This is a genomic window from Microvirga flocculans ATCC BAA-817 (assembly GCF_000518665.1).
Lineage (GTDB): Bacteria > Pseudomonadota > Alphaproteobacteria > Rhizobiales > Beijerinckiaceae > Microvirga > Microvirga flocculans.
The window spans coordinates 107256-130977 of sequence record NZ_JAEA01000010.1 but is presented as its reverse complement, the minus strand read 5'-3'; the positions used below and the strand labels follow the sequence as shown (position 1 = coordinate 130977).

General features: G+C 66.7%; 25 protein-coding genes and 1 other RNA gene. 15 read left to right on the top strand and 11 right to left on the bottom strand.

The window, feature by feature from the left end; all coding sequences use genetic code 11:
* Nucleotides 1-17 precede the first annotated feature (17 nt).
* From L879_RS0112945 to ssrS, 3 genes are all read right to left on the bottom strand, one after another.
* Nucleotides 18-839, bottom strand: a complete 822-nt coding sequence (locus L879_RS0112945) for a TIGR00282 family metallophosphoesterase (RefSeq protein ID WP_027316476.1) — start codon at nucleotides 837-839, stop codon at nucleotides 18-20.
* 9 nt (nucleotides 840-848) lie between these two features.
* Nucleotides 849-1433, bottom strand: coding sequence for a 5-formyltetrahydrofolate cyclo-ligase (locus L879_RS0112940; protein ID WP_027316475.1), 585 nt, complete (start codon nucleotides 1431-1433; stop codon nucleotides 849-851).
* Nucleotides 1434-1438: 5 nt separating this feature from the next.
* Nucleotides 1439-1595: non-coding RNA, 6S RNA (gene ssrS, locus L879_RS23270), on the bottom strand.
* Nucleotides 1596-1753: 158 nt separating this feature from the next.
* Here ssrS and L879_RS0112935 point away from each other — a divergent pair.
* Nucleotides 1754-2026: a hypothetical protein gene (locus tag L879_RS0112935; protein ID WP_027316474.1), complete on the top strand. Its 273-nt coding sequence runs from the start codon at nucleotides 1754-1756 to the stop codon at nucleotides 2024-2026.
* Nucleotides 2027-2061: 35 nt separating this feature from the next.
* On the opposite strand, the gene L879_RS0112930 is transcribed toward L879_RS0112935, so the two are convergent.
* Complete coding sequence (locus L879_RS0112930) at nucleotides 2062-2430, bottom strand: cell division protein ZapA (protein ID WP_027316473.1); 369 nt, start codon at nucleotides 2428-2430, stop codon at nucleotides 2062-2064.
* 2 nt (nucleotides 2431-2432) lie between these two features.
* Complete coding sequence (locus tag L879_RS21605; RefSeq protein WP_368086321.1) at nucleotides 2433-2765, bottom strand: DUF4164 domain-containing protein; 333 nt, start codon at nucleotides 2763-2765, stop codon at nucleotides 2433-2435.
* Nucleotides 2766-3138: 373 nt separating this feature from the next.
* Here L879_RS21605 and tkt point away from each other — a divergent pair, with 373 nt between their 5' ends.
* The 10 genes from tkt (at nucleotide 3139) to L879_RS0112875 (ending at nucleotide 13634) form a co-directional block, all read left to right on the top strand.
* A complete protein-coding gene (gene tkt / locus L879_RS0112920; protein WP_051435305.1) occupies nucleotides 3139-5073 on the top strand; it encodes a transketolase in 1935 nt (644 codons plus the stop codon).
* A gap of 44 nt (nucleotides 5074-5117) precedes the next feature.
* A complete protein-coding gene (gene gap, locus L879_RS0112915; protein ID WP_027316471.1) occupies nucleotides 5118-6125 on the top strand; it encodes a type I glyceraldehyde-3-phosphate dehydrogenase in 1008 nt (335 codons plus the stop codon).
* 13 nt (nucleotides 6126-6138) lie between these two features.
* Nucleotides 6139-7329: a phosphoglycerate kinase gene (locus tag L879_RS0112910; protein ID WP_027316470.1), complete on the top strand. Its 1191-nt coding sequence runs from the start codon at nucleotides 6139-6141 to the stop codon at nucleotides 7327-7329.
* Between the two features lie 54 nt (nucleotides 7330-7383).
* On the top strand, nucleotides 7384-8472 hold the full coding sequence (gene fba, locus L879_RS0112905) for a class II fructose-bisphosphate aldolase (protein WP_027316469.1): 1089 nt from the start codon (nucleotides 7384-7386) through the stop codon (nucleotides 8470-8472).
* 107 nt (nucleotides 8473-8579) lie between these two features.
* On the top strand, nucleotides 8580-9233 hold the full coding sequence (locus L879_RS0112900; RefSeq protein WP_027316468.1) for a thiamine phosphate synthase: 654 nt from the start codon (nucleotides 8580-8582) through the stop codon (nucleotides 9231-9233).
* Entirely contained in the window at nucleotides 9230-10129 is a 900-nt protein-coding gene (locus tag L879_RS0112895) for a tetratricopeptide repeat protein (protein ID WP_027316467.1), read from the top strand. Before L879_RS0112900 ends, L879_RS0112895 begins: the two co-directional genes overlap by 4 nt.
* A 133-nt stretch (nucleotides 10130-10262) precedes the next feature.
* Complete coding sequence (locus tag L879_RS0112890; protein WP_027316466.1) at nucleotides 10263-10637, top strand: YybH family protein; 375 nt, start codon at nucleotides 10263-10265, stop codon at nucleotides 10635-10637.
* A 108-nt stretch (nucleotides 10638-10745) separates the two neighbouring features.
* Nucleotides 10746-11540, top strand: coding sequence for an inositol monophosphatase family protein (locus L879_RS0112885; protein ID WP_027316465.1), 795 nt, complete (start codon nucleotides 10746-10748; stop codon nucleotides 11538-11540).
* A 103-nt stretch (nucleotides 11541-11643) separates the two neighbouring features.
* Nucleotides 11644-12606: a hypothetical protein gene (locus tag L879_RS0112880; protein ID WP_027316464.1), complete on the top strand. Its 963-nt coding sequence runs from the start codon at nucleotides 11644-11646 to the stop codon at nucleotides 12604-12606.
* Nucleotides 12606-13634: a peptidoglycan -binding protein gene (locus L879_RS0112875; protein WP_027316463.1), complete on the top strand. Its 1029-nt coding sequence runs from the start codon at nucleotides 12606-12608 to the stop codon at nucleotides 13632-13634. The genes L879_RS0112880 and L879_RS0112875 overlap by 1 nt, the downstream gene beginning before the upstream one ends.
* Nucleotides 13635-13650: 16 nt before the next feature.
* On the opposite strand, the gene pip is transcribed toward L879_RS0112875, so the two are convergent.
* A complete protein-coding gene (gene pip, locus L879_RS0112870; protein ID WP_027316462.1) occupies nucleotides 13651-14604 on the bottom strand; it encodes a prolyl aminopeptidase in 954 nt (317 codons plus the stop codon).
* Between the two features lie 94 nt (nucleotides 14605-14698).
* The gene (locus L879_RS0112865) at nucleotides 14699-16498 is read right to left on the bottom strand and encodes an ABC transporter transmembrane domain-containing protein (protein WP_027316461.1); all 1800 of its coding nucleotides are present in this window, start codon (nucleotides 16496-16498) and stop codon (nucleotides 14699-14701) included.
* A 164-nt stretch (nucleotides 16499-16662) separates the two neighbouring features.
* Between L879_RS0112865 and rpmE the strand changes: the two genes are divergently transcribed.
* Nucleotides 16663-16899 carry a 50S ribosomal protein L31 gene (gene rpmE / locus L879_RS0112860; RefSeq protein ID WP_027316460.1) on the top strand — a complete coding sequence of 79 codons (237 nt, stop codon included), beginning with the start codon at nucleotides 16663-16665 and terminating at the stop codon, nucleotides 16897-16899.
* A gap of 81 nt (nucleotides 16900-16980) precedes the next feature.
* On the opposite strand, the gene L879_RS0112855 is transcribed toward rpmE, so the two are convergent.
* The 3 genes from L879_RS0112855 to L879_RS0112845 all read right to left on the bottom strand — a co-directional run bounded on the left by L879_RS0112855 (nucleotide 16981) and on the right by L879_RS0112845 (nucleotide 18642).
* On the bottom strand, nucleotides 16981-17313 hold the full coding sequence (locus tag L879_RS0112855; protein WP_027316459.1) for a low affinity iron permease family protein: 333 nt from the start codon (nucleotides 17311-17313) through the stop codon (nucleotides 16981-16983).
* A gap of 236 nt (nucleotides 17314-17549) precedes the next feature.
* Complete coding sequence (gene rcdA, locus L879_RS0112850; protein ID WP_154664202.1) at nucleotides 17550-18086, bottom strand: protease adaptor protein RcdA; 537 nt, start codon at nucleotides 18084-18086, stop codon at nucleotides 17550-17552.
* A gap of 328 nt (nucleotides 18087-18414) precedes the next feature.
* Nucleotides 18415-18642, bottom strand: a complete 228-nt coding sequence (locus tag L879_RS0112845; protein WP_027316457.1) for a DUF1192 domain-containing protein — start codon at nucleotides 18640-18642, stop codon at nucleotides 18415-18417.
* Between the two features lie 102 nt (nucleotides 18643-18744).
* Here L879_RS0112845 and L879_RS0112840 point away from each other — a divergent pair, with 102 nt between their 5' ends.
* Together L879_RS0112840 and L879_RS0112835 are read left to right on the top strand one after the other, a co-directional pair.
* A complete protein-coding gene (locus tag L879_RS0112840) occupies nucleotides 18745-19743 on the top strand; it encodes an NAD(P)H-quinone oxidoreductase (protein ID WP_027316456.1) in 999 nt (332 codons plus the stop codon).
* Nucleotides 19744-20006: 263 nt separating this feature from the next.
* Nucleotides 20007-20723: a DUF1013 domain-containing protein gene (locus tag L879_RS0112835; RefSeq protein WP_027316455.1), complete on the top strand. Its 717-nt coding sequence runs from the start codon at nucleotides 20007-20009 to the stop codon at nucleotides 20721-20723.
* Nucleotides 20724-20935: 212 nt separating this feature from the next.
* On the opposite strand, the gene L879_RS0112830 is transcribed toward L879_RS0112835, so the two are convergent.
* Nucleotides 20936-22849 carry a propionyl-CoA synthetase gene (locus L879_RS0112830; RefSeq protein ID WP_027316454.1) on the bottom strand — a complete coding sequence of 638 codons (1914 nt, stop codon included), beginning with the start codon at nucleotides 22847-22849 and terminating at the stop codon, nucleotides 20936-20938.
* Nucleotides 22850-22963: 114 nt separating this feature from the next.
* Here L879_RS0112830 and L879_RS0112825 point away from each other — a divergent pair, with 114 nt between their 5' ends.
* On the top strand, nucleotides 22964-23722 hold the full coding sequence (locus L879_RS0112825) for a sulfite exporter TauE/SafE family protein (RefSeq protein WP_027316453.1): 759 nt from the start codon (nucleotides 22964-22966) through the stop codon (nucleotides 23720-23722).

Sequence of the window (23722 nt, the reverse complement as noted above, 5' to 3'; positions counted from 1 at the left end):
GGGAGCGGGGCCGCCCTTCAGTCCCAGAAGCGCGGCCAGGTCTCCTCGAGGTTCGGCCCGAGCCTCACCGCAGCGACCCTGACGGCCAGGCCGGTGCGGTCGTCGGTCTCGACGGCGATGCCGGACAGCGTCCCCTCGCCGAGGGCGGGCTCCATGCGCGGCCCCGGCGTCTTCTGGACGAAGCGGCGGATCGATTCCTCCTTCTGCATTCCGAGGACGGAATCGTAATCGCCGCACATGCCCGCATCGGACATGTAAGCGGTGCCGCCGGCCAGCACCCGGTGATCGGCGGTGGGCACATGGGTGTGCGTGCCCACGACCAGGCTCGCCCGCCCGTCGAGATAATGGCCCATGGCCTCCTTCTCGCTCGTCGCCTCCGCATGGACGTCGACGACGACCGCGTCCGCCACCTGGCCCAGGGGGCAGGTCTCGAGCTCCCGGTCGACGGCGGCGAAGGGATCGTCGAGGGGGTCCATGTAGAGGCGTCCCATGACGTTCATCACGAGGACCCGATGGCCCGAGCGGGTGTCGATGAGCGTGGCGCCCCGGCCGGGGGTGCCCGACGGGTAGTTGACCGGGCGCAGGAGCCGGGGCTGGCGCTCGATAAACACGAGCGTCTCGCGCTGGTCCCAGGAATGGTTGCCCAGCGTGATGACATCGGCCCCCGCAGACAGAATCTCGTCGCAGATCGCCTCGGTGATGCCGAAGCCCCCGGCGGCGTTCTCGCCGTTGATGACCACGCAGTCGAGCCGCCAGCGGTCGCGAAGCCCGGGCAGCCGCTCGATGACCGCGTTGCGGCCGGGCCGCCCGACGATGTCGCCGAGGAAGAGAAGGCGCATGATGGATCCCTATGCGGGTTGTGTCCGAATGAGTTCGGTTTCGGTAACAATGATGTCGAGCAGCCGGTCATGGGGCTCGACCGGGACTTCTTCGACCTCCTGAACCGCATAGGCAAGCCCGACAGTCAAGACCGGATGCTGCTCTTCCAGCGCCGCGATGGCCCGGTCGAAATGTCCCTTGCCGTAGCCGATGCGCCCTCCCCTGCGGTCGAAGGCGACGAGGGGGACGATGAGGCTCTTCGGGAAGACTTCCGGCGCGTCGGGTCCGGGCTCGCGCACGCCGAAGCCGCCTTTGACCAGCACGTCGCCGGGCCGCCAGAGGCGCCAGCTCAAATGAGGGTGGAGGATCTGCGAAAGCGCCACGTCCTGCCCGCGTTCGCGCAGGGCCTCCATGAGGGGACGGGAATCCACCTCGCTGCGGATGGGCCAATAGCCGCCGACCGGGGTCGCGTCGCGAAGATCGGAAAGGCCGAGAACCCGAGCGGCGATGACCCGGGCCGCCTCCTCGCGAAAACCCTTGTCGAGCCCGTCTCGGCGGGCGAGCGCCTCCTGACGGAGCTGCTCTTTCAGAACGGGAGGAGAGGAGGAATGCATGAAGGTGCGGAGCCACAGAAACCGTCGGAGAAGCGATCCCGGGAACCTACAAAGTAGGTGGGCGCCGTGTGTCCCGGTCCACGGACCGGGTCAGGGACAGCTCCCTTCAGGATCGATAAGGCCCCGGGGAATATGAACTCCTAACGCGCCCCGCAGCCCCGCCTTCCCTATGTAGGGACAGGCGGGGCCCGGGGGAAGGGGAAAAGTGAGCACCGCGGACTCTTTCGGCCGTCAACTCCGTATCTTTACGGGGTGGCCGCCGAAAGCAGCCGCCCTCAATTGCCCCACGTGGGGGATGCGCCATCCGTCAGGGAGGAACCATGGCTCATCTGAAACGTAACAATTACAAAGAATTATATGCGAAAACGCCCGGCATCGACGCCATGATGCGGGAGGTCATGCAGAGGCTCGGCGACATCGATTTCGCCTATGCCGTCGAAGTGGAGAAGGTTCAGAACGGCACAAGCCATCCGCGCCTCAAGCCCGCCATCGAGGCAAGGATCAGGTCAGCTCACCACGACAGGCGGGAGCCCTATGTGGAGCTTCTGACCGCGCTCAAGCTGCGCCAGCAGAGGCTGGCCTTCCTCATGTGAGACGGATCTGCGGAGCCGGTCTCCAGGCCTCGGGCTTAACCCGGCCCTGCCCCGTTCAGGCTGCGCGCCAGCTCCTCGATGCGCTCCGCCGCCCGCTGGACGCCTTCGGCGAGCCGGGCCTCGACGAGCTGCATGCGCTCGTCCGGAGACGAGACGAGGCGCTTGAGCGCTGCCATTTCCGCCTCCAGGCCGGAAAGGCGCCGTCTCGCATCGTAAAGCTCGTCCGCATGGGAGAGCGCGGCCATGACGTGGAGGCGCAGGTCGCCGATCTCGCCGAAGGTGGCCCGCATCTCCGCGATCCGGGCGTCATAGGCGGCGGCGAGGCCTTCGAGGTGCTGCTCCTCGCCCTCGGCGCAGGCCATGCGGTAGGTCTGGCCGGCGATCGTGACCGTGACCTGGGCCATGTTCATCCGTCCTCCGGCTCGTAGTCTCCGGCCCCGGCCAGTTGCGCGACCGGAGACAGGGCCCCCGCCTGGGACAGCACGGACTCGACCGCGCCGATGGCTTGGCGGACGCGGCGGCCCACATCGTCGGTGGCCGCCTCGAAGCGCTGCAGGCGGGTGAGCGCCCCGTCGAGCTCCACCGCGAGCCGGGAGCGGTCGTCCTGCATAAGCTGAAGCTCGGTTTCCAGGCCGCCGCGCCGCTTCTCGGCCTCCAGGCGACGGGACACCGAGGCCTCGAGCAGGCCCAGGGCCATGTCCAGCCGCTTCATCGCTTCGTCGAGTGTGGGCGCCATCATGCCTCCTGAATCACCGAAGAGACTAGCGCATCGTGCGGAAAAGTGGACCAGGTTTTCGCCGCGCGGCCCTGCGGGCCCGCGTGAACGATGCGCTCCTCAAGGAAGGAAGCATCGGATGGATCCCAAAAGTGCAGATTCACTTTTGGGTCAGATGCTTTAGGCTCCCCCTCACGCGCGAGCAATGGTCGATAAGGGGAATACGCCCCTTGAAGCCTTTGACTCCCCCGGCCTGCGTGTTAATGAGCCCACGCCTTTTCCAGACAGACCGCCCCGCTGCGGGGCCTCAAGCCTTGTGGATCACGCCGTGCTGAATACCGTCTCCGCCGATCGCGTCACCCATTCCGATCTGGCGAACGCCGTGCGCGCCCTCGCCATGGACGCCGTCGAACAAGCCAAATCCGGCCACCCGGGCCTGCCCATGGGGGCCGCCGACATCGCCACGGTGCTGTTCACCAAGTTCCTGAAATACGATGCCGCCGACCCGACCTGGCCGGACCGCGACCGGTTCGTGCTCTCCGCCGGCCACGGCTCGATGCTGCTCTATGCGCTCCTCCACCTCACCGGCGTGAAGGGCATGACCATCGAGGAGCTCAAGAACTTCCGCAAGCTCGGCTCGAAGACCCCGGGCCACCCCGAGAACTTCGAGACCCCCGGCGTCGAGACCACCACCGGCCCGCTCGGCCAGGGCATCGCCACGGCGGTGGGCATGGCGCTCGCCGAGCGGATGCTCAACGCCGAATACGGCAACGATCTCGTCGACCACTACACCTATGTGCTCGCCTCCGACGGCGACCTGATGGAGGGCATCAGCCACGAGGCCATCGCGCTTGCCGGGCACCTGAAGCTCAACCGCCTCATCGTGCTCTTCGACGACAACGGCATCTCCATCGACGGCCCCCTGTCGCTGGCCGATTCCGTCGACCAGGTGAAGCGCTTCCAGGCCTGCGGCTGGAACGCGGTGCGCGTCGACGGCCATGACCCGAAGGCGATCCAGCGCGCCATTTCCCGCGCCCAGAAGTCGGACAAGCCGACGCTGATCGCGTGCAAGACCACCATCGGCTTCGGCGCTCCGAAGAAGGCCGGCACCTCCAAGGCCCACGGCGAGCCCCTCGGCGCCGAGGAGCTGGCGGGCGCGAAGGCGGCGCTGGCCTGGACCTACGCTCCCTTCGAGATTCCGGACAACATCCGCGACGCCTGGGCGAAGGCGGGCAAGAAGGGCCGCCGCCATCGCAAGGCCTGGACGGATCGCCTGAAGGCCCTTCCCCAGGACAAGCGCGCCGAGTTCGAGCGCCGCGTGAAGGGCGTGCGCCCGAAGGCGCTGGCCGAAGCCATCGCCACGCTGAAGGACAAGCTCATCGCCGAGCCGCAGAACGTCGCCACCCGCAAGGCCAGCGAGATCGCGCTCGAGGTGATCACCGAGGCCGTGCCGGAGCTGGTGCTGGGCTCGGCGGACCTGACGCCGTCCAACAACACCAAGACCAAGAACCTGAACGCCATCTCGCCGGGCAGCTACGCGGGCCGCTACATCCATTACGGCATCCGCGAGCACGGCATGGCCGCGGCCATGAACGGCATCGCGCTCCATGGCGGCTATGTGCCGGCCGGCGCGACCTTCCTGGTCTTCACCGATTACGCGCGCCCGGCCATGCGCATCGCGGCGCTCGCCGGCATTCCGGCGGTCTACGTGATGACCCACGACTCCATCGGCCTCGGCGAGGACGGCCCGACCCACCAGCCGGTGGAGCACCTGGCCGCCCTGCGTTGCATGCCGAAGATGCGCGTGTTCCGCCCGGCGGACGCCATTGAGACGGCGGAGGCCTGGCAGCTGGCGCTCGAGCGCACCGACGGCCCGACGACCCTGGCCCTGACCCGGCAGAACCTGCCGCAGGTGCGCAAGGAAGGCGGGGCGAAGAACCTCTCGGCCACCGGCGCCTATGAGCTGTCCCCGGCCCAGGGCAAGGCCCGCGCCACGATCTTCGCCTCCGGCTCGGAGGTCGAGATCGCGCTGGCGGCCCAGAAGCTGCTCGCCGAGCAGAGCTTCGCCGTTCGCGTCGTCTCCGTGCCCTCGCTCGATCTCTTCCTCGCCCAGCCCGAAAAGGTGCGCGAGGCGATTATTGGCGATGCGCCGATCAAGGTGGCGATCGAGGCAGCCGTGCGCTTCGGCTGGGATTCGGTCATCGGCCCGGACGGAATTTTCGTCGGCATGCATGGGTTCGGCGCCAGCGCGCCCTACAAGGACCTGTACAAGCATTTCGGCATCACGGCGGAGGCCGTGGTGGAAAAGGTTCTGCGGACACACAATCTCTGAGGCTCGCAACGAACAGGGCCTCGTTACACAAGGGAGCTAAGACTATGACGGTGAAGGTCGCGATCAACGGGTTCGGTCGCATCGGACGCAACATCCTGCGGGGCATCGTGGAGAGCGGCCGCAAGGACATCGAGGTGGTCGCCATCAACGATCTCGGCCCCGTCGAGACGAACGCTCACCTGCTCCGCTTCGACTCCGTCCATGGCCGTTTCCCGGCCGAGGTCGCCGTCGACGGCGAGTTCCTGGTCATCAACGGCAAGAAGATCAGGGTCACGGCCATCAAGGATCCGGCGACCCTGCCTCACCGTGAGCTCGGCGTGGACATCGCCATGGAGTGCACCGGCATCTTCACCTCGAAGGAGAAGGCCTCCGCTCACCTCGCCGCCGGCGCGAAGCGCGTCATCGTCTCGGCCCCCGCCGACGGGGCGGACCTGACGGTCGTCTACGGCGTGAACCACGACAAGCTGACGAAGGATCACATCGTCATCTCGAACGCCTCCTGCACCACGAACTGCCTCGCCCCCGTGGCGAAGGTGCTTCACGAGACGGTGGGCATCGAGAAGGGCTTCATGACGACGATCCACTCGTACACCAACGACCAGCCGACGCTGGATCAGATGCACAAGGACCTCTACCGCGCCCGCGCGGCGGCCCTGAACATGATCCCGACCTCGACCGGCGCGGCGAAGGCCGTGGGCCTCGTTCTGCCGGAGCTGAACGGCAAGCTCGACGGCTCCTCGATCCGCGTGCCGACCCCGAACGTGTCGGTCGTCGACTTCAAGTTTGTGGCCAAGAAAAACACCACGAAGGAAGAGATCAACGCGGCGATCAAAGCGGCAGCCGACGGCCCGTTGAAGGGCATCCTCGGCTACACGAACGCCCCGAACGTCTCCTCCGACTTCAACCACGATCCGCATTCCTCGGTCTTCCACATGGACCAGACCAAGGTGATGGAAGGCAACTTCGTGCGCGTGCTGTCCTGGTACGACAACGAATGGGGCTTCTCGAACCGCATGGCTGACACCGCCATCGCTCTGGCGAAGCTCATCTAAGGAGAGCTGCCCCATGACCGCCTTCCGCACGCTCGACCAAGCCGACGTCCAGGGAAAACGCGTTCTCGTCCGTGTGGACCTCAACGTCCCCATGGAGAACGGCAAGGTGACGGACGCCACGCGCATCGAGCGCGTGCTCCCCACCATCCGGGAAATCGCCGACAAGGGGGGCAAGGTGATCCTGCTCGCCCATTTCGGACGCCCGAAGGGACGCGATCCGAAGGAGTCGCTGAAGCCGGTTGCAGAAGCGGTCTCGCTGCATCTCAAGAAGAACGTGGCCTTCGCCGATGACTGCATCGGAGAGGTTGCCGAAAAGGCCGTCGCCGCCCTCAAGGGCGGCGACGTGCTTCTTCTGGAAAACACCCGCTTCCACGCGGGCGAGGAGAAGAACGACCCCGCCTTCGTCTCGGCCCTCGCGAAGCTCGGCGACCTCTATGTGAACGACGCCTTCTCCGCCGCGCACCGCGCCCACGCCTCGACGGAGGGCCTTGCCCGCGTGCTGCCTGCTTATGCCGGGCGCACCATGCAGCAGGAGCTCGATGCGCTCACCAAGGGCCTCGAAGCGCCGAAGCGCCCCGTGGTCGCCATCGTCGGCGGCGCGAAGGTTTCCACCAAGATCGACCTGCTCGAAAACCTCGTCACCAAGGTCGACGCCCTCGTGATCGGCGGCGGCATGGCCAACACCTTCGTGCACGCGACGGGCCTCAATGTCGGCAAGTCGCTGGCCGAGAAGGATCTCGCCGCGACGGCGCTTCGCATCATCGAGAAGGCGCGCACGTCCAATTGCGCGATCATCCTGCCCGTCGACGGGGTCTGCGCCTATGAATTCAAGGCCGGCGCGGTGAACCACACCTACGGCATCGACGCGATCCCCGAGGACCAGATGATCCTCGACGTGGGCTCGCAATCGGTCGAGCGCATCAACGCCGCCATCAACGACGCGGCGACGCTCGTGTGGAACGGCCCGCTCGGCGCCTTCGAGATCCCGCCCTTCGATCAGGGCACGGTGGCTGCGGCCCGCCATGCGGCTCAGCGCACGAAGGAAGGCAAGCTCGTCTCGGTAGCGGGCGGCGGCGACACGGTCGCGGCCCTCAACCATGCTGGGGTGGCCGAGAACTTCACCTATGTATCGACGGCAGGCGGCGCCTTCCTCGAATGGATGGAAGGCAAGGCGCTTCCGGGCGTGGAAGCGCTGAGGGCTTAAGGTACGGTTCAGTTTCGGCGCGCTTTAAGAGGGGCGCCCAATACGGAGGATACGATGGCGCGCATCACGATGAGGCAGCTTCTGGATCACGCAGCCGAGCACGGCTATGGCGTGCCTGCCTTCAACATCAACAACATGGAGCAGGCGCTCGCGATCATGGCGGCGGCGGGCGAAGTCGACGCCCCGGTGATCATCCAGGCGTCCCGCGGCGCGCGCCAATACGCCAACGACGTCATGCTCAAGCACATGATGGACGCGGTGACCGAAATCTACCCGCAGATCCCGGTCTGCGTGCACCTCGACCACGGCAACGAGCCCGCCACCTGCATGACCGCCATCCAGGCCGGCTTCACCTCGGTGATGATGGACGGCTCGCTCAAGGCCGATGGCAAGACCCCCGGCGACTGGGACTACAATGTCGGCGTGACCCGGAAGGTGGTCGAGATGGCCCATCTCGGCGGCATCTCGGTTGAGGGCGAGCTCGGCGTGCTCGGCTCCCTCGAAACCGGCATGGGCGACAAGGAAGACGGCCACGGCGCGGAAGGCAAGCTCTCGCACGACCAGCTCCTGACGAACCCGGACGAGGCCGTGAAGTTCGTGGCCGAGACGAAGGTCGACGCGCTCGCCATCGCCATGGGCACCTCGCACGGCGCCTACAAGTTCACCCGCAAGCCCGACGGCGCGATCCTCGCCATGCACGTGATCGAGGAGATCCACAAGAAGCTCCCGAACACGCACCTCGTGATGCACGGCTCGTCCTCGGTTCCGCAGGACCTGCAGGACATCATCAACCAGTACGGCGGCCAGATGAAGCCGACCTGGGGCGTGCCGGTGGAAGAGATCCAGCGCGGCATCAAGCACGGCGTGCGCAAGATCAACATCGACACCGACAACCGCATGGCGATGACCGGCCAGATCCGCAAAGTTCTCGCCGAGAACCCGGGCGAGTTCGACCCGCGCAAGTACCTGAAGCCCGCCATGGAAGCCATGACGAAGCTCTGCAAGCAGCGCTTCCAGGAGTTCAACACCGCCGGCCAGGCCTCGAAGATCAAGCGCGTGTTCACCCTGGCCGAGATGGCCAAGCGCTACGCCTCCGGCGAGCTCGACCCGACCTTCGGCACGGCCAAGCAGGCGGCGGAGTAACCCGATCCGGCTTTTGCCTTAATCATGATCGAGAAGCGGGGCCTCGCAAGATGGCCCCGTTTTCGTTATGGGAACGGTGTCTTTCCTTTTTGGTGACCTTCAGATCCATGGCCGATACCGCCGCCCGCCTCTATCTCATCACCCCCGTCCTGGAGGACGCCTCCTTCGCGCCGCGTCTTTCCGAGGCCTGCGCGACCGGAGCCGTGGCCGCCGTCCTGCTGCGGCTCAAGACCGCCGACGAGCGCACCCTGACCAATCTGGTGAAGGCCCTGGCGCCCGCGGCCCAGGAGCATGGGACAGCCGTGCTCGTGACCGCGGACGGCATGGCGGATCTGGCCACGGTCGCCGCCCGGGGCGGCGCCGACGGAGTGCACATCGCGGGCGATGCGGCCCGCCTTCGCGAATTGCGCGAGCGCCTGAAATCCGAACGCGCCGTCGGCGTGGGGGCGATCCGCACCAGGGACGACGCCATGACCTTCGGCGAAGGCGGGGCGGATTACCTGCTCTTCGGCGAGCCCCGTCCGGACGGGTCCCTGCCCTCCCTCGACAGCGTGGTGGACCGGGCCTCCTGGTGGGCCGAGATCTTCGAGACGCCCTGCGTAGCCTATGCGCCGGGCCTCGATACGGTCGAGAGGCTCGCGGCCACGAACGCCGAGTTCATCGCCCTGGGCGATGCGGTCTGGTCCCATCCGGACGGTCCCGCGGCCGCCGTGACGGCCGCCGCCGGCATTCTGGAACGGCAGGAGGCCGCGCACCGATGAGGCTTTCCTGGATCATCGGTGGCGCGATGCTGGCGGCCTGCGCCACCGCAAGCCAGGCGGCGCAGCCCGATCTGGCCTATGGAGCCTACCAGCGCGGCCTCTATCAGACCGCCTTCCGCGAGGCGACCCTGCGGCTGGAGAAGAACAACAACGACACCGCCGCCATGACCCTGCTGGGCGAGCTCTACAACCAGGGCCTCGGGGTCGCCATCGACCCGAAGAAGGCGTCCGAATGGTACCTTCTCGCCGCTCAGCGCGGAGACGCCCATGCCCTCGCGGCCTTGGGCCTCATGGCCCTGGACGGGCGCGGCATGGCCAAGAACCCGGCGCAGGGCAAGGCTTGGCTGGAACAGGCCGCCGCCAAGGGCAATCCGGTCGCCTGCCACAACCTCGCCCTGCTCCTGCTCACGAGCGAGACAAATGCGGACGTCGAGAAGGCGGTCGAGCTGCTGAAGAAGGCCGCGGAGGCCGAAATTCCCGATGCGCAGCACGCCCTCGGCGTCCTCTACCTCAAGGGCCGCGGCGTGGCGCGCAACCCGGCCGAGGCCGCCCGCCTGTTCGAGCGCGCCGCCCGCAACGGCAGCTCCGTCGGCGAGGTGGAATACGCGATCCTGCTCTTCAACGGCGACGGGGTGCCGGCAAGCGAATCCCAGGCGGCGCGCTATTTCCGCCGCGCCGCCGCCAAGGGCAACGCCATCGCGCAGAACCGCCTCGCGCGCCTTCTCGTCGCCGGGCGCGGGGTGCCCGCCAACAAGGTCGACGCGGCGGCGTGGCACATTCTGGCGGCGGCTCAGGGGCTGGCCGACCCATGGCTCGACAACGCGCTCAAGGACCTGAGCACCGAAGACCGCAAGCGCGCCGAAAAACTCGCCGCCGAGCGGCTCGGCATGCGCTGAGGGGCATCGGAGCCTTTCCTGGCCGACCGGCTTTACTCGGGAGACGCGACCTGTACCCTGAGTTCTGACCGGAAGCCGCGGACGAGGACATCCGCCCGGATCGTCTCATGCCATCCAAGACGGGAAGCGCATCATGGCGAACGACGAGATTGCCATCAGACACCTGGTCCAGGTTTGGCTGGAGGCCAGTCGGAAGGGCGAAGTATCGGCTGTGCTCGAACTCATGACCGACGATGTCGTGTTCATGGTTCCGGGCCAGGCTCCCTTCGGAAAGCAGGCATTCGCAGCCATGGCGGCGCGGATGAAGGACTTTTGCATGAGCGGGAGCAGCGATGTCCAGGAACTCCGGATCATGGGAGACTGGGCCTATCTGCGGAACTATCTCGACGTCACGATGACGCCGCCCGGCGGAGAGCCGGTGCGTCGGTCCGGGTACACCCTGACGATCCTGCGCAAGGAAAAGGACGGGCAATGGCGGATCGCCCGGGACGCCAATCTCTTGTCCTGAAAGCCAAACGCTCAAACCGGGCCGCCTCCGGCCCCAACCGCTTGACGCCAGCCCTTCCGTGGTCCATCGACCACTCATCGATTTTTGCTCTTTGCCAGGACCTGCACGATGATCCGCTCGCCCCTCATGACCGTCATGACCGATGCCGTGATGAAGGCTTCGCGCTCCTTGAAGCGCGATTTCGGGGAGGTCGAGAACCTGCAGGTCTCCCGCAAGGGCCCCGGCGACTTCGTCTCCGCCGCCGACCGCAAGGCCGAGAAGATCCTCCGCGAATCCCTCGAAAAGGCCCGCCCCGGCTACGGCTTCGTCATGGAGGAGGAAGGCGTGGTCGTGGGCACGGATCCCAGCCACCGCTGGCACATCGACCCCCTCGACGGCACCACGAACTTCCTGCACGGCCTGCCCCAGTTCGCCATCTCCGTCGGCCTGGAGCGCGACGGCGTGATCGTGGCCGGCGTGATCTACGATCCGGCCAAGGACGAGCTCTTCATCGCCGAGCGCGGCAAGGGCGCCTATCTCAACAACCGCCGCATCCGCGTGGCGGCCCGCAACGACCTCGCCGACGCGGTGGTGGCCTGCGGCCTGCCCCATATCGGCAAGGGCGATCACGGGCTCTTCCTGCGCGAGACGGCCGCCGTCATGGGATATGTGGGCGGCATGCGCCGCTGGGGCGCGGCCGCCCTCGACCTCGCCTATGTGGCCTGCGGACGCTTCGACGCCTATTGGGAGCGCGGCCTGAACTCCTGGGACATGGCGGCGGGCATCCTCATGGTCCGCGAGGCGGGCGGCTTCGTCTCCGACGCGGACGGCGGCAGCGACCCGCTCGCCAAGGGCTCGATCGCTTGCGGCAACGAGCTCATGCACCGGGACCTGCTCAAGCTGCTGAAGAAGGCCAAAGGCTGATATTTCTGTTCGCGCCCGGCGAGAGGCCCATGGTCGCGCTTGATCCTTCGGGCGGGCGCGGTCACATTGGTGCAGTCCCGAAGCACCAATGCACAGGATAACAATGGCGGACCAACCCCTAACCCCACCGCGGATCTACCTCATCCGCATGGCGGTCTTTCTGGTTCTGGCAGGGTTTGTCGCCTTCATTCTCTACCGGCAGATCTGGGAGGCCTTTCAGGCCAATCCCGGCCTCAACGCCCTGATCCTGGGCGTGATGTTCATCGGCATCGTGCTGGCGATCCGCCAGGTCTGGCGCCTGTTTCCCGAGGTGCGCTGGGTCAATACCCTGCGGCAGAGCGAGGAGGGGCTGGCCCTGCCCTCCCCCCCGGTGCTGCTCGCGCCACTCGCCGCCCTCGTCGGAAACCGGCCCGGCCAGTCCGGCTTCTCCGTGGTCGCGACCCGCTCGGTCCTCGATTCCATCGGAGCCCGCCTCGACGAAAGCCGCGAGATCGTTCGCTATCTCGCAGGTCTCCTGGTGTTCCTCGGCCTGCTCGGCACCTTCTGGGGCCTCATCGACACCGTGGGCTCGGTGGGCCGCATCATCTCCTCGCTGCGCACCGGCCAGGATTCGGCCGTTCTGTTCGACGAGCTGAAGAACTCGCTCGCAGGCCCGCTCCAGGGCATGGGCCTGTCCTTCTCGGCCTCCCTCTTCGGCCTCGCAGGCTCCCTCGTCCTCGGCTTCCTCGACCTCCAGGCCGGCCAGGCGCAGAGCCGGTTCTACACGGAGGTGGAGGACTGGCTCGCCAGCTCCACGATGGACACCGCGCCCGAAAGCCCCCTGCGCGGCGCCCCTCCGCACGATCTCACCATCGCCCTGAACCGCCTGACCGCCGCCGTCAACGACGGAGCGGGAGGCCGGGCGGCGACCCAGGCCATGGCCAATCTGGCCGAGGGCGTCCAGGGCCTCGTCCAGCACATGCGGGCCGAGCAGCAGATGATCCGCGACTGGGTCGAGGCCCAGGCGGCCCGCGAGAAGGAGCTGAAGCAGGTGCTCGACCGCCTCTCCCGTGAAAGGCTCCCCTGATGCCGGTGTCGAGCGCAGGCGGACGGCGGCGCGGGCGCGGGGGCCAGATCAATTACTGGCCCGGCTTCGTGGACGCCCTGTCCACCCTGCTCCTGGCGATCATCTTTCTCATCTCGGTCTTCACCGTGGGGCAGTTTTTCCTCTCCCGCGAGCTGTCGGGCCGCGACACGGTGCTCGACCGGCTGAACCGGCAGATCGCCGAGTTGACCGACCTGCTCTCCCTCGAACGCTCGAGCCGCCGCAACATCGAGGACACGGTGGCGTCGCTGCAGACGACCCTGCGCGCCAGCGAGGCCGAGCGCTCGCGCCTGCAGGGCCTTCTCGACAGCGGCGGCGCGGCGCAGTCCCAGGCCCAGGAGCTGAGCACCCAGCTCGAAACCGAGCGCCAGGCCACGGGCCGGGCGCTCAGCCAGGTGGAAATCCTCAACCAGCAGATCGCGGCCATGCGCCGCCAGCTCGCCGCGCTGGAGGAGGCCCTCGCGGCCTCCGAGAACCGGGACAAGGAGAGCCAGGCCCGCATCGCCGATCTCGGCAGCCGCCTCAACGTCGCCCTGGCGCAGAGGGTGCAGGAACTCGCCCGCTACCGCTCGGACTTCTTCGGCCGCCTGCGCCAGATCCTCGGCAACCGCCCGGACGTGCGCATCGTCGGCGACCGCTTCGTCTTCCAGTCGGAGGTGCTGTTCCCCGCAGGCCAGGCGACCCTGCGCCCGGAGGCCTCGGGCGAGATCGACCGGATCGCGACGGCTCTGGTGGAGCTGGAAAAGCAGGTCCCGCCGGACATCCCCTGGGTGATCCGCGTCGACGGCCATACGGACCAGCGGCCCATCAACACCCCGCAATTCCCGTCGAACTGGGCCCTGTCATCGGCCCGCGCCATCGCCGTGGTGCAGGCGCTCATCGCCCGCGGCGTCCAGCCCCAGCACCTCGTCGCCGCCGGCTTCGGCGAATTCCAGCCCCTGGACAACGGCACCACGGAAGAAGCCTACGCCCGCAACCGGCGCATCGAGCTGAAGCTGACGGAGCGGTGAGACTGAGAAGCCGGACTTACGCGAAGCGGTCCGTCGCGGCGACGATGGCTTCCGTCATACCTGGGTCGCGCGCATCGTGACCGGCTTCTCCGACGACGATCAGCTCGCTGCCCGGCCAGTTCTGCTGAAGTTTCCAGGCAGTGACGAGCGGGCTGCCTATGTCGAGACGACCGTGGATCATAAAACCGGGGATACCGGCAAGGCGGTTCGCATTCCGGATCAGCTCGCCATCTTCAAGCCAAGCCTTATGGCGCCAGTAATGGGTCACCAACCGCGCGAAGCCTAAGCGGAAAGCGGGATCCTCGTATCGGGGGTGCGGCTTGTGACCGGGATGCGTGGCGACGATAGCCATTTCCCAATGGCACCAATCCCTAGCCGCCTTCTCATGAATGACAGGGTCGGGATGCATGAGGAGGCGGTGATAGGCATCAACGAGGCTTATCTCTCGATCCGCCTTCGGGACGCCTGCCCGAAAGCGTTCCCACACCTCGGGGAAGAAAGCGCCGACGCCCTGCGTGATCCATTCGATTTCTGAATCCGTGGTCGTCGCGATACTAAACAGCACCATGGCGCTGACGCGCTCAGGATGCCGTTCGGCATAGGCCAGCGCCAGGGTCGACCCCCATGACCCACCCAGGACCAGCCATTTCTCTATCTCCAGAAATTGCCGCAGCCGTTCGATATCGGCGAGCAGATGGCCTGTCGTGTTGGTCGAAAGATCAACACCCGGAGCGCTGGCATGCGGTATGCTGCGGCCGCTTCCGCGCTGGTCGAACAGGACGATGCGGTAGGCCCTCGGGTCGAAAGACCGACGCGCATTCACGGTACAACCGGAACCGGGGCCGCCATGGAGAACAAGGGCCGGCTTTCCATGAGGATTGCCGCAGGCCTCCCAATAGATCAGATGCCCGTCACCCACATCGAGCATGCCGGTCTCGTAGGGCTCAAGAGGTGGGTAGAGATCGGACATAGCCTCCGAACACTCCGGTTTCGAAACCTAATACATCGGTTTCAAGTTGATGCGACGCGTCGTGGATACGCCTGATAAACGCATTCCGGAGGCCTTATTCTGCCGCCTCGGCCTGCTCGTCCCCGTTCGTGAACTGAAGCCGGGCGAGGCGCGCGTAAAGGCCGCCTTGGGCGAGCAGGGCCTCGTGGGTGCCCTGCTCCACGATTCGGCCCTTGTCCATCACCAGGATGCGGTCGGCGGAGCGGATGGTGGCGAGGCGGTGGGCGATGACCAGAGTGGTGCGGCCTTCCATCAGCCGGTCGAGGGCGCCCTGAACCTTGCGCTCGCTCTCCGCGTCGAGGGCGGAGGTCGCCTCGTCGAGGAGCAGGATCGGCGCGTCCTTCAGGATGGCGCGGGCGATGGCAAGGCGTTGCCTCTGGCCGCCGGAGAGGGTGACGCCCCGTTCGCCGATGAGGGTCTCGTAGCCCTGCGGCAGGGCCTGGATGAAGCCGTCGGCGGAGGCGAGCTCGGCGGCGCGGCGCACCTCCTCCTCCGTCGCGTCGGGGCGGCCGTAGCGGATGTTGTCGAGGACGGATGCCGCGAAGATCGTCGGCTCCTGCGGCACGAGGGCCATGCGGGCGCGCAGGCTGAAAGGATCGGCCTCGGCGATCCTGACCCCGTCGACGCGGATCGTACCGCTCTGCGGATCGTAGAAGCGCAGGAGCAGTTGCAGGATCGTGCTCTTACCCGCCCCCGACGGCCCGACGATGGCGACCCGCTCGCCGGACGCCACCGCGAAGCTCAGTCCGTGAAGCGCCCGCTGCTCGGCGCGGGTCGGGTAGGCGAAGTGAACGTCCTCGAAGGCGACCGTGCCCAGCGGCGGCTCCGGCAGGGGCTTGGGCTCGCGGGGCGCTTCGACCGCAGGCCTGGAGGCCAGGATCTCGCCCAGCCGCTCCGCCGCGCCGGCGGCCTGGGCGAGCTCGCCATAGACCTCCGAGAGCTGGCCGAGGGAGCTTGCGGCGAAGACCGCGTAGAGCACGAACTGGGACAGGCGTCCGGCGGTCATCTGGCCCGCCAGGACGTCCTGCGCGCCATACCAGAGCACGCCCACCACGCTCGATGATACGAGGAAGATGCCGGCCCCCGTCAGGAAGGCGCGCATGGTGGTGGAGAGCCTTGCGGCCGCGAAGGCCTCCTCGGCGGCGGCGGCAAAGCGCGCGGCGGTGAGGCTTTCCATGCCGAAGGCCTGCATGGTGCGCACCGCCCCGATGGCCTCCGCCGCATAGGCCGAGGCGTCGGCGAGCCGGTCCTGCGCGGCCCGCGAGCGGCGTCGCACGGCGCGCCCCGAGAACACGAGGGGCAGGACGATCACGGGGATCGCCAGAAGGACGAGGGCCGAGAGCTTGGGGCTCGTGACGATCATGAGCGTGACCGCGCCCACGAAGAGGAAGAGATTGCGCAAGGCGATGGAAATGCTGACCCCGAAGGCCGCCTTGACCTGGGTGGTGTCGGCGGTCAGCCGCGAGACGATCTCGCCGCTCTTGGTCTGGTCGAAGAAGGCGGGATCGAGAGAGGTCAGGTGCCGGAACACCGCCGAGCGCAGATCCGCCACCACCCGCTCGCCCAGGGTGATGACGCAGTAGTAGCGCAGGGCGCTGGAGACGGCGAGAACGCCCACCACCACGACGAGCAAGGCGAAATAGGCATTGATGAAGGCCCGGCCCTGCTCCGAGAATCCGAAGTCGATCACCCTGCGCACGGCGATGGGGACGACGAGCGTGGCCGCAGAAGCCATGGCGAGCGCCGCCAGCGCCGCCGCGATCCGCCCCCTGTAAGCCAAGCCGTAGGGAATGAGCGGCTTGAGGGCGCTCAGGGCAGCCTTGGGACGGTGTTGTCCTGGAGAATGGTCGGCCATGACACCCTTCGTTTGCCGGAATCTCGTCGCGGGACGGTTTAGCACCTTTGCCCCGGCTTGTTTCAAGGTTCTAAGTGAGGTATAGGCGCGCATTCATCAATTCAGGCTCGATCTTAACATTGCGGGCTGACCAGATGTGGCTGGCCGCAAGAAGGACTATGGCAATGGCGCGCAAAGAAACCGATCACCCCGATTACCACTTCATCAAGGTGGTCATGACCAACGGCACCGAGTACACGACCCGCTCGACCTACGGCAAAGAGGGCGACACCCTCAACCTCGACATCGATCCGAACACCCATCCGGCCTGGACCGGCGGCACGCAGCAGCTGCTCGACCGCGGCGGCCGCGTCTCGCGCTTCAACTCGAAGTTCGCCGGCCTGGGTCTCGGCAAGAAGTAATCCGGCCATCCCGGCCCGGAACGCAAAAAGCCCCGCCTCGGCGGGGCTTTTTCTTTGGCGAGCCTTCCGCCGGGAACGGCTTCACGCCGCCTCTCTCACCCCGGCCCGCATCCGCTGATCGCGAATTTCGTGCAAGAGCTCGCGGTTCAGATGCTCCAGTGCCCGCAGGCGCTCCTCCATCTCGTCGATGGTGCGGTTGCCCGTGTTCTGGAGCAGGAACACCATGAGGAAGGTGCAGATCGTGGTGCCGGTATTGATCACGAGCTGCCACGTATCCGAAAAGCCGAAGATCGGTCCGGACACGGCCCAGACGACCACGAGCAGGCAGGCCGCCATGAAGGCATAGGGGCTGCCGAGATTGTCGGAGATCCACTCCGAGAGGATTTCGAAACGGTTCGTGATGAATTTTCTCATGGAACTCTCCTCGCGACCAGCCGCCACGGGCCCGATCGCGGGAGAGCCGAGCGATCAGCCTTCCGCGCGGGCCTGAGGCGGCATGGTCTTTCGACTGTCGCTGGACATGGGTTGGCATCCTTGGATTGACGGCCCACGAATGGCCGACACATGAGGTTGTAGCCTCCAGGCCGGCTCTTTCAACCCTTCCGGGAGAGGTTCGCGGCGGGTGCGGCATCATGGCCGCCGCCTTGAGCCTATTCCATCGATCCGAAAGCCCGCTGCAGCATGCCGAGCTGGTCCGCGACCGGGTTCGCGGCCGGGGGCCGGGGAGCCGCGGCGGCATCCGCAATGAGGCGTTCGAGATGCAGGATCCGCGCGTGGAGGCGCGTCGCCAGCCCCATGAGCTCGCGCAGGCGGGCCGGCAAGGCCTCGTATTCGTCGATGGTCGTGGTGGTGTCGTGGGAGTTCAGGCGGACGCGATTCTTCTCGGTCTGGGCCTGATCGGGCGAAATCTCCCCTTCGGCAACGGCCCGTTGCAGCAGGAGCCAGGAGGCGATCTGCATCAGGCGCGTGGTGAGGCGCATGCTCTCGCTGGCATAGGCGAGGCTCGCCTGGCGCGGCAGGTGGCGGGATTCCTCCCGGCCCGGACCGTCGAGATAGGCGGCCGTCTCCTCGATAAGCTCCATGCCTTCCTGGAACAGCGCCTTGAAAGCCTCGGACCCCACGAAGCTCTGCCCGAACCGGACAGGATCGACGCCAAGCTGGATCACGTCAGGTTCGTTCACGCGCATCTCCCAAAGCCTATCCCGCGCCTCGCGCGGCGAGGCGTTCTGAACTGTTGCGATCAGTATAGAACGGAGCTTCAGGACTTGCCCTGGTAACCTCTTCTTAAGGTTAAGCTGACGCAACGCAAGTGAATGCGTCTTTCGGGCCCGATGTTCCAAGGCCCGCAAAAATCGAGCCGCGCGAGGCGGCTCGTGAAGTCTAACAGGGAAGCGTCAAACAGAGTGGGCTTCAGAACCACTCGACATCCAGAGGAGACCTGGACGCCTGCGAGGATGCCCGGGAATGGTTAATGCTCCGTTAAGAACGCATCGACACAACGTCACAGGCATCCGGTCACACGGATTCCCGGCCGATCTTCTCCTCGCCGATGTTGAAGAAGGCGCTCGCGGCGGCGCGGGATTTTTCCTTGCGTGCCCTCGCCTCCTTGAGGCGGACGATCTCCCGTTCGAGCAGATCGACCCGCTCGTCGAGCTCATCGATGGAGAGCATCGACAGGTCCTGTCCGATCTCGTACCCGCTCAGCGCCTTGCGCGGTTCATCGGCGAAGGGATCGAAGGCCATGTCATTCTCCTCTTCAAGGGTTGATCGTCACGTTAATCCGGCATGTATTCCTTGCCAACAAAGCCTATATGCCGGGAGAGTGTTCACCAAAGGAGGGAAAAAATGGGGCAGATCCCGCAGATGATGCGCGCCGTCGTGGCGGACGGAAGCGGCGGACCCGAGGTCCTGAAGATCGTCCAGCGTCCCGTGCCCCAGCCCGGTGAGGGCGAAATCCTCGTCAAGGTGAAGGTGGCGGGCGTGAACCGCCCCGACGTGATCCAGCGGCAGGGCGGCTACCCCCCGCCTCCCGGTGCCCCGGACGTCCTCGGGCTCGAGATCGCGGGCGAGGTCGTGGCCACGGGTCCCGGCGCCGCGCATGTCTCGGTGGGGCAGCCGGTCATGGCCCTGGTCGCGGGCGGCGGCTATGCGGAATACGCCGTCGTGCACGAAAGCAACGCCCTGCCCCTGCCCGCGGGCCTCTCCCTGACGGAGGCGGGCGCCATCCCGGAAACCTACTTCACCGTCTGGACCAACGTGTTCGACCGGGGCCGCCTCCAGCCCGGGGAGACCCTTCTCGTCCATGGCGGAACCTCCGGAATCGGCACCACGGCGATCCAGCTCGCCAAGGCTTTCGGGGCGAAGGTGATCGCCACCGCCGGCTCGCCGGAAAAGTGCCAGGCCTGTCTGCGGCTCGGCGCCGACGTGGCGGTGAATTACAGGAACGAGGACTTCGTCGCCGCAACCAAGGAGGCCACCGGCGGCCGGGGCGCGGACGTGATCCTCGACATGGTGGGAGGAGACTACATCCCCCGCAACTACGAGGCCGCCGCCCAGGACGGGCGAATCGTCCAGATCGCTTTCCTCAAAAGCCCCAAGGCGGAGGTCGACTTCCGCCGCCTGATGGTCAAGCGGCTCACCCACACGGGTTCGACCCTGCGGCCCCGCTCCGTTGCCGAGAAGGCCGCCATCGCCCGCTCCCTGCAGGAGAAGGTCTGGCCGCTGCTCGCTGAAGGACGATGCCGGCCGGTGATGGATTCGACCTTCGCCTTCGAGGACGTGGCGAAGGCCCATGCCCGCATGGACGGGGGCGAGCATATCGGCAAGATCGTGCTCGCTTTCTAGCGGATCGCGAGGAAAACGATGTGTTTTCCTCGTCCGCCACGCGCTCCTCAAGGAAAGGCCGGGGAATCGGACCCGAAACGGAGCACGGGGCTTTTCGGGTCCGTCGCTCTAAAATTTGCAACATCGCGGCACGATCCCTATAATCATCTCGTTTCCCTCACATCGTGAGACGAGATGCTCCGGTCCGGGCCGGTTCGGAGCGCAAGAGAGTTTTGCCGTGCGGCGCCGACAGCCGGCGCCCGGCCTGAAGGAGGTTCGCATACATGTCCCAGGGACCGCTGATGCCGAAGGCGACAGCCGTTTGGCTCGTCGAGAATACATCGCTGTCGTTCGACCAGATCGCCGACTTCTGCAAGCTCCACCCGCTCGAGGTGAAGGGCATTGCCGACGGCGAAGTGGCGGCCGGCATCAAGGGGCTCGACCCGGTGACGACGGGCCAGCTGACCCGTGAGGAGATCGAGAAGGCCCAGGCCGACCCGAACCACCGCCTGAAGCTGGCGGAATCGCGGGTGAAGCTGCCGGAGCAGAAGCGGGTCAAGAAGGGGCCGCGCTACACCCCGGTCTCCCGCCGCCACGACCGTCCCAACGCCATTCTCTGGCTGGTGCGCAACCATCCCGAGCTCAAGGACGCGCAGATCATGCGGCTCGTGGGCACCACGAAGACCACGATCCAGCAGGTCCGCGACCGCACGCACTGGAACTCGGCGAGCCTCAGCCCCATGGATCCGGTGACGCTGGGCCTCTGCTCGCAGATCGACCTCGATTTCGAGGTGCAGCGCGCCGCCAAGGACCGTCCGCAGGTCGAGGCTCACGAGCACGGCAGCACCCTGATGCCGGCGGAAGTCTCCACCGCGGAACCCTCCTACGACGAGCCCTTCGCCGATATGAGCCGCCCGAAGCCGCAGGAGGAGGAGATCGACGTCAACTCGGTCTTCGCCAAGCTCAAGCAGCTCAAGCGCGACGACGACGACGAGGAATAGGACAAGAGAAAAGGCCCGGAGTGATCCGGGCCTTCTTCGTTTAGGCCCTCTTCATCCCGGACAGGCTCCTGCCGCCTGGGATGACGTGTCGGAGAGTCAGAGCATCGTGCGGAAAAGTGGACCCGGTTTTTCCGCTCTCAACGATGCTCTCACTCAAGAAGAAAGCATCGGATCGATCCCAAAAGTGCAGGTCCACTTTTGGGTCCGATGCTTTAGTGCGTCAGGCCCCTGCCCTTCAGCACGTCGCCGATCTCGTCGAGAATCACGGGATCGTCGATGGTGGCGGGCGTGGTCCAGGCTTCCCCGTCGGCGATCTTCTTCATGGTGCCGCGCAGGATCTTACCCGAGCGGGTCTTCGGGAGCCGCGGCACGGTGATGGCGAGCTTGAAGGCGGCCACGGGGCCGATCTTCTCGCGCACGAGGCCGATGAGCTCCTTCTCGACCTCCTCGGGGTTCTGCCGGACGCCGGATTTCAGCACCACGAAGCCGCAGGGCACCTCGCCCTTCAGGGAATCCTTCACGCCGATCACGGCGCATTCCGCGACCGCCGGATGGGAGGCCAGAACTTCCTCCATGCTGCCCGTCGACAGGCGATGGCCCGCCACGTTGATGATGTCGTCCGTGCGGCCCATGACCCAGACATAGCCGTCATCGTCGATGTAGCCCGCATCCGAGGTGTTGTAGTAGCCCGGATAAGTGGCGAGGTAGGATTCCCTGAAGCGGTCCTCCGCCTGCCAGAGAGTCGGCAGGCAGCCGGGCGGCAGCGGCAGCTTGACCACAATGGTGCCCATCTTGCCCCGGCCGACGGACTGCCCGCCCTCGTCCAGCACGTCGAGGGCATAGCCCGGCATCGGCACCGTGGGCGAGCCGTGCTTGACCGGCAGGGCGCCGAGGCCCAGCGGATTGCCCGCCACCGGCCAGCCGGTCTCGGTCTGCCACCAATGGTCGATGACCGGAACCTTGAGAATGTCCTCGGCCCATTTCACCGTATCCGGATCGGCCCGCTCGCCGGCGAGGAACAGGGCGCGGAACCCCTTGAGGTCGTAATGCTTGAGAAGGGCCGCGTCCGGATCCTCCTTCTTGATGGCGCGGAAGGCGGTCGGGGCGGTGAAGAGGGTCGTGACCCCGTGCTCTGCGATGACGCGCCAATAGGCGCCCGCATCGGGCGTGCCCACCGGCTTGCCCTCGTAGAGGATCGCCGTGCAGCCATGCAGGAGCGGCCCGTAGACGATGTAGGAATGGCCGACGACCCAGCCCACGTCCGAGGCCGCCCAGAACACCTCGCCCGGCTCGACGCCGTAGAAATGATCCATGGTCCATTTGAGCGCGACCATGTAGCCGCCGTTGTCGCGCACCACGCCCTTGGGCTTGCCGGTCGTGCCGGAGGTGTAGAGCACATAGAGCGGATCGGTGGAGGCCACCGGCACGCATTCGGCCCGCCGTCCGGCCTGACGGGCCTTGGCCACCTCCGCCTGCCAGTCGGCATCGCGCCCCTCGACGAGGGAGGCCGCGCATTGCGGCCGCTGATAGATCAGGCAGGCATCGGGCTTGTAGGCGGAGAGCGTGATCGCCTCGTTCAGGAGCGGCTTGTAGGGGATGACGCGGGCGCCCTCGATGCCGCAGGAGGCGGAGAGGATCGCCTTCGGCTTGGCGTCGTCGATGCGGGTGGCGAGTTCCTTTGCGGCAAAGCCGCCGAAGACGACCGAATGGATCGCGCCGATGCGGGCGCAGGCGAGCATGCCGATCGCCGCCTCGGGGATCATGGGCATATAGATGACGACCCGGTCGCCCTTCTGCACACCCATGTCCTGAAGCACGGCGGCGAGCGTCGCGACCTCGTCCTTGAGCTCGGCATAGGAGATCGTCCGCTTGGAATTCGTGACGGGACTGTCGTAGACGATCGCCGCCTGGTCGCCGCGCGTGGCCGCGTGCCGGTCGACCGCGTTGTAGCAGGTGTTGCAGACCGCGCCGGGGAACCACTGGCCATAGGCGCCGGCCGTGGGATCGAAGGTCTTGTCGGCAGGCTTGATCCAGTCGATCGCCCGCGCGGCGTCCGCCCAGAAGCCTTCCGGGTCGGCTTTCCAGCGGGCATAGACCCCATGATAACGGCTTTGGGTGGATGACATGGCGTTTCCCCGTTGCGTTCTGTGCATGAGACTTCAAGCGCCTGTTGTGGTAGCAGGCGGCAACGTCGTGGTCAGCGGAGACTTTCGGCGATCCGACTTTCGGCGAGTTTCTCCTTGATTACCGATCCCCTCTTCTATGCCGCCGCCATTCCCGCCGTGACCCTGCTCGGTCTCGCCAAGGGCGGCTTCTCGGGCCTCGGCATGCTCTCCCTGCCCCTGATGGCCCTCGTCGCCTCGCCGGTTCAGGCGGCGGCGATCATGCTGCCGATCCTGATCGTGCAGGACGTGGTCTCGGTCTGGGCCTACCGGAACACCTGGGATCGCCGCAACGTCGCGATCCTGGTCGCCGGCGCGGCCACCGGCATCCTCACGGGCTATCTCCTGGCGGCCCAGGTGTCCGACGCCTTCATCAAGCTGGCCGTGGGCGTGATCTCCATCGCCTTCGCCCTGCGCCGTCTGGTGCTGGAGCGCGGCGGGCGGGAACCGAAACCGACGCCGGCCGACCTGCCGCGCGGGATCTTCTGGGGCTGGGCCACGGGCTTCACCAGCATGATCGCCCATGCAGGCGGACCGCCCTTCCAGATCTACGTCATGCCGCAGCGCCTGCCGCGCGACGTGTTCGTCGGCACGGGCGCGGTCGTGTTCGCGCTCATCAACTGGATCAAGGTGCCGCCCTATCTGGCGCTGGGCCAGATCACGCTCGCGAACATGGCGACCGCCGCCGCCCTGTTCCCGGTGGCGATCGCCTCCACCTGGGCCGGGGTCCTTCTCGTGCGGCGCGTATCGGGCACCCATTTCTACACGGCCGTCTATGCCCTGCTGGTGCTCGTGGGCGCCAAGCTCGTCCATGACGGGGCGGCCGCTCTGCTGTAA